2 tRNA genes and 3 rRNA genes are annotated in these 5,423 nt (G+C 52.6%); all 5 read right to left on the bottom strand.

The features are described 5' to 3' along the window. Nucleotides 1-44: 44 nt before the first annotated feature. The 5 genes from rrf to DCW36_RS00005 all read right to left on the bottom strand — a co-directional run bounded on the left by rrf (nt 45) and on the right by DCW36_RS00005 (nt 5,335). Nucleotides 45-156, bottom strand: a 5S ribosomal RNA gene (rrf, locus tag DCW36_RS00025). A 132-nt stretch (nt 157-288) separates the two neighbouring features. Beyond that, a 23S ribosomal RNA gene (locus DCW36_RS00020) occupies nt 289-3,176 on the bottom strand. 257 nt (nt 3,177-3,433) lie between these two features. Beyond that, nucleotides 3,434-3,507: transfer RNA gene (locus tag DCW36_RS00015), tRNA-Ala, on the bottom strand. Between the two features lie 84 nt (nt 3,508-3,591). Then, nucleotides 3,592-3,665, bottom strand: a tRNA-Ile gene (locus DCW36_RS00010). A 149-nt stretch (nt 3,666-3,814) separates the two neighbouring features. Beyond that, a 16S ribosomal RNA gene (locus DCW36_RS00005) occupies nt 3,815-5,335 on the bottom strand. The 16S, 23S and 5S rRNA genes sit together here with 2 tRNA genes alongside, the layout of an rRNA operon. Nucleotides 5,336-5,423 lie beyond the last annotated feature (88 nt).

Here is a 5,423-nt window from a genome sequence, read left to right as displayed (position 1 = left end):
GCAAACAGCCCCTGCACATTGCTGTACAGGGGCTGTTGGAATGGTGTTGGCGGCTACCTACTCTCCCGGATGTGACTCCAGTACCATCGGCGCATCGGGGCTTAACTGCTCTGTTCGGGATGGGAAGAGGTGAACACCCGCGCTATAGCCACCATTCTCTTTGCACGGCTTTTAAGCGTGCCTGATATCGTTTAGCTTTTTGACTTGTTGGAAAAGAGAGGGTAAGGAGGTGAGATGGGAGGCGGGCCGGGGTTCCGGCTTTGTGTGGATACCCGCAAGGGGCATCCCTACCAGACGCGCTCGGGCAATTAGTATGGCTCGGCTATGACATTTCTGCCTGTACACCTGCCACCTATCAACGTCATCGTCTCTGACGGCCCTTAAGGGAGATCTCATCTTGGGGCGGGTTTCGCACTTAGATGCTTTCAGCGCTTATCCCGTCCGAGCGTAGCTACCCTGCGCTGCAGCTGGCGCTACAACAGGTCCACCAGTGGCTCGTCCAACCCGGTCCTCTCGTACTAAGGTCAGGACCCCGCAAATCTCCTACGCCCACAACAGATAGGGACCGAACTGTCTCACGACGTTCTGAACCCAGCTCGCGTGCCACTTTAATCGGCGAACAGCCGAACCCTTGGGACCTTCTCCAGCCCCAGGACGTGACGAGCCGACATCGAGGTGCCAAACCTCCCCGTCGATATGAGCTCTTGGGGGAGATCAGCCTGTTATCCCCAGAGTACCTTTTATCCTTTGAGCGATGGCCCTTCCATGCGGAACCACCGGATCACTATATCCGCCTTTCGGCCCTGCTCGGCTTGTAGGCCTCACAGTCAAGCACCCTTATGCTATTGCGCTCTGCGTACGGTTACCAAGCGTACTGAGGGTACCTTTGAAAGCCTCCGTTATTGTTTTGGAGGCGACCACCCCAGTCAAACTACCCACCAAGCAATGTCCCCCGTTATACAAGGTTAGGCTCCAAGCAACTCAAGGGCCGTATTTCAAGGATGGCTCCACGACGCCTGGCGACGCCGCTTCACAGCCTCCGGCCTATCCTACACATGAGTTACCCAGAGTCAATGCTAAGCTATAGTAAAGGTTCATGGGGTCTTTCCGTCCCGTTGCGGGTACTCGGCATCTTCACCGAGACTACAATTTCACCGAGCTCACGGCTGAGACAGCGCCCAGATCGTTACACCATTCGTGCAGGTCGGAACTTACCCGACAAGGAATTTCGCTACCTTAGGACCGTTATAGTTACGGCCGCCGTTTACCGGGGCTTCGATTCAGAGCTTCGCCTTGCGGCTAACCCCCCCTCTTAACCTTCCGGCACCGGGCAGGTGTCAGGCCTTATACTTCATCTCTCGATTTTGCAAAGCCATGTGTTTTTGTTAAACAGTCGCCTGGGCCTCTTCACTGCGGCTTCTCCATCGCTGGAGGAAGCACCCCTTCTCCCGAAGTTACAGGGTCATTTTGCCGAGTTCCTTGGCCGTGATTCACTCGAGCACCTTAGGATTCTCTCCTCGACCACCTGTGTCGGTTTGCGGTACGGGCGCCCATAGGTTTAAACGCTTAGCGGGTTTTCTCGGGAGCCTGATTAGGGACACTATCTCCGCGGCCGAAGCCTTGGAGTACTATCAGCTTTCAGCAAGTTCGGCGTACTTTACTACCAAACCTATACCTACGGCCTTCAACGCACTATTCCGTCAGTGCGCGGTCCTTTCACTTCTCCGTCACCGCATCGCTACCTATGGCCGGTACGGGAATATTAACCCGTTGTCCATCGAGCTGCGCTTTCGCCTCGCTCTTAGGTCCCGACTAACCCTGATCCGATTAGCGTTGATCAGGAAACCTTGGTCTTTCGGTGTGCAGGTTTCTCGCCTGCATTATCGTTACTTATGCCTACATTTGCTTTTCTAACCGCTCCAACGCTCCTGACAGAACGCCTTCACTGCTGTTAGAATGCTCCCCTACCACATATTACTATATCCATAGCTTCGGTATTACGCTTGATGCCCGATTATTATCGATGCCCTGTCGCTCGACCAGTGAGCTGTTACGCACTCTTTAAAGGAATGGCTGCTTCCAAGCCAACCTCCTGGCTGTCTAAGCAACTGGACCGCCTTTGTTCAACTTAGCGTAAATTTAGGGACCTTAGCTGATGGTCTGGGTTCTTTCCCTCTCGGCGTGTGACCTTAGCACCCCACGCCTCACTGCCGTGTATATTTAGCTGGCATTCGGAGTTCGTCAGGATTCGGTAGGATGTGACTCCCCCTAGTCCTATCGGTAGCTCTACCTCCAGTAAACTCAACCACGACGCTGCCCCTAAAGGCATTTCGGGGAGTACGAGCTATTTCTCAGTTTGATTGGCCTTTCACCCCTACCCACAGCTCATCCAAATCCTTTTCAACGGAAACTGGTTCGGACCTCCAGTTGGTTTTACCCAACCTTCATCCTGGCCATGGGTAGATCACAAAGTTTCGCGTCTACCCCCTCTGACTATGCGCCCTGTTCAGACTCGCTTTCGCTCCGGCTCCGACCTTCAAAAGTCTTAACCTTGCCAGAGAGGAGTAACTCGTAGGCTCATTATGCAAAAGGCACGCCGTCAGTCCACTAAGGACCTCCGACAGCTTGTAAGCGCATGGTTTCAGGTTCTATTTCACCCTCTTATTCAGAGTACTTTTCACCTTTCCTTCACAGTACTGGTTCACTATCGGTCTCTCAGGAGTATTTAGCCTTACCGGATGGTGCCGGCAGCTTCAGACGGGATTTCGCCGGTCCCGCCCTACTCAGGATACTACTAGAGCCAAAGAGCTTACGCAAAAGGGACTATCACCCGCTGCGGTGTACCTTCCCAGGTACTTATGCTTCCTTCTTTGGTCTCACATCGTAGTCCTACAACCCCACAGCTGCCGTAACAGCTATGGTTTGGGCTCTTCCGCGTTCGCTCGCCACTACTTACGGAATCATTGTTATTTTCTCTTCCTCCGGGTACTTAGATGTTTCAGTTCCCCGGGTTCGCTTCCTTTCGGATGACTACTCTTCAAGTAGCCGGGTTGCCCCATTCGGATATCTGCGGATCAATTCGTATGTGCCGATCCCCGCAGCTTTTCGCAGCTTATCGCGTCCTTCTTCGCCTCTGAGAGCCTAGGCATTCCCCATGCGCCCTTCTCTGCGTCTTTGCCGGCTATCTTACGATAGCCGGCCCGCTTCTTCTCAATTCTTTTCTTTCTCTGCTGCTCATATTGCTACAAGCAACAGAAGAACCACTTTACTCTCTCTTTTCCATCATGTCAAAGAACCTTTTAAGTTTAGGAGTTAGAAAGTTTAAGAGTTTAGGAGTTGGTATAACTCTGCTACTCTTACTTAAGAAACTCTTTCCCTTATAGAAGCTTACACCTGCTGTGTAAGCTATGTTGTTGTTGTAATGCTGTAGTAGTGGAGAATAACGGAGTCGAACCGTTGACCTCCTGCGTGCAAAGCAGGCGCTCTAGCCAGCTGAGCTAATCCCCCGGATTAGTGAAGAGTTATGAGTGAAGAGTTACTATAGTAGAACAACTTTTAACTCTTAACTTTAAACTTTTAACTTAATAAAGGTGGGCCTGCGTGGACTCGAACCACGGACCTCTACATTATCAGTGTAGCGCTCTAACCACCTGAGCTACAAGCCCAGGCTAGCGCTGCTGCCTGAGGGCACCTTACAGCATCCATTCTCTTGGGTGAAGCTCTTGTTTTGAGTAATTAAAAGAAACGAAACTTAATCTGCGCTGGTCTTTTCTCTGCGTCACAGAAAGAAGTAAACGGAGCGGAACAGCTCCAGAAAGGAGGTGATCCAGCCGCACCTTCCGGTACGGCTACCTTGTTACGACTTAGCCCCAGTTACCAGTTTTACCCTAGGCGGCTCCTTGCGGTCACCGACTTCAGGTCTCCCTGACTTCCATGGCTTGACGGGCGGTGTGTACAAGGCCCGGGAACGTATTCACCGCGTCGTTGCTGATACGCGATTACTAGCGATTCCGGCTTCACGAAGTCGAGTTGCAGACTTCGATCCGAACTGAGACCGGCTTTTTGAGATTGGCGCACCATCGCTGGTTGGCAACCCTCTGTACCGGCCATTGTAGCACGTGTGTAGCCCTAGGCGTAAGGGCCATGATGACTTGACGTCGTCCCCACCTTCCTCACTTCTTGCGAAGGCAGTCTCTCCAGAGTCCCCACCATTACGTGCTGGCAACTGAAGATAGGGGTTGCGCTCGTTGCGGGACTTAACCCAACACCTCACGGCACGAGCTGACGACAGCCATGCAGCACCTTGCTTTGTGCCCCGAAGGGAAGTACCATTTCTGGTACCGTCACGCGCATTCTAGCCTAGGTAAGGTTCCTCGCGTATCATCGAATTAAACCACATGCTCCACCGCTTGTGCGGGCCCCCGTCAATTCCTTTGAGTTTCACCCTTGCGGGCGTACTCCCCAGGTGGATAACTTAACGCTTTCGCTTGGACGCTGACTGTATATCGCCAACATCGAGTTATCATCGTTTACGGCGTGGACTACCAGGGTATCTAATCCTGTTCGCTCCCCACGCTTTCGTGCCTCAGCGTCAGTTAAAGCCCAGCAAGCTGCCTTCGCAATCGGGGTTCTTGGTGGTATCTATGCATTTCACCGCTACACCACCAGTTCCGCCTGCCTCGACTTTACTCAAGCCCACCAGTATCAATGGCAGTTCCATGGTTGAGCCATGGGATTTCACCACTGACTTAATGGGCCGCCTACGCACCCTTTAAACCCAATAAATCCGGACAACGCTTGCACCCTCCGTATTACCGCGGCTGCTGGCACGGAGTTAGCCGGTGCTTATTCGTATGGTACCGTCAGTTTCCCTCGCAAGGGCATTTTCTTCCCATACAAAAGCAGTTTACAACCCAGAAGGCCTTCTTCCTGCACGCGGCATGGCTGGGTCAGCCTCTCGGCCATTGCCCAATATTCCCTACTGCTGCCTCCCGTAGGAGTCTGGTCCGTGTCTCAGTACCAGTGTGGGGGACCGTCCTCTCAGAGCCCCTAGCCATCGTCGCCTTGGTAGTCCGTTACACTACCAACTAGCTAATGGCACGCATGCCCATCTTCTATCGCCAAAGCTTTAATTGTCTTCGGATGCCCTCAAACAATGTTATGCGGTATTAATCCGGATTTCTCCGGGCTATCCCCCAATAGAAGGTAGGTTGCATACGCGTTACGCACCCGTGCGCCACTAACCCAACCTCCGAAGAAGTTGAATTCGTTCGACTTGCATGTATTAGGCCTGCCGCTAGCGTTCATCCTGAGCCAGGATCAAACTCTCCATTGTAAGAATACTCTTTAAGCTACCCGAAAGCAGCCAATGTGTCTGTCTGTCCCGACCCGTTTTCCTTTTCCTTAGAATTGACGCAGGTAAT

This window comes from Botryobacter ruber (assembly GCF_003347595.2).
Taxonomy (GTDB): domain Bacteria; phylum Bacteroidota; class Bacteroidia; order Cytophagales; family Hymenobacteraceae; genus Pontibacter; species Pontibacter ruber_A.
The sequence above is the reverse complement of the archived record's forward strand: the minus strand, read 5'-3'. Positions and strand labels throughout refer to the sequence as shown.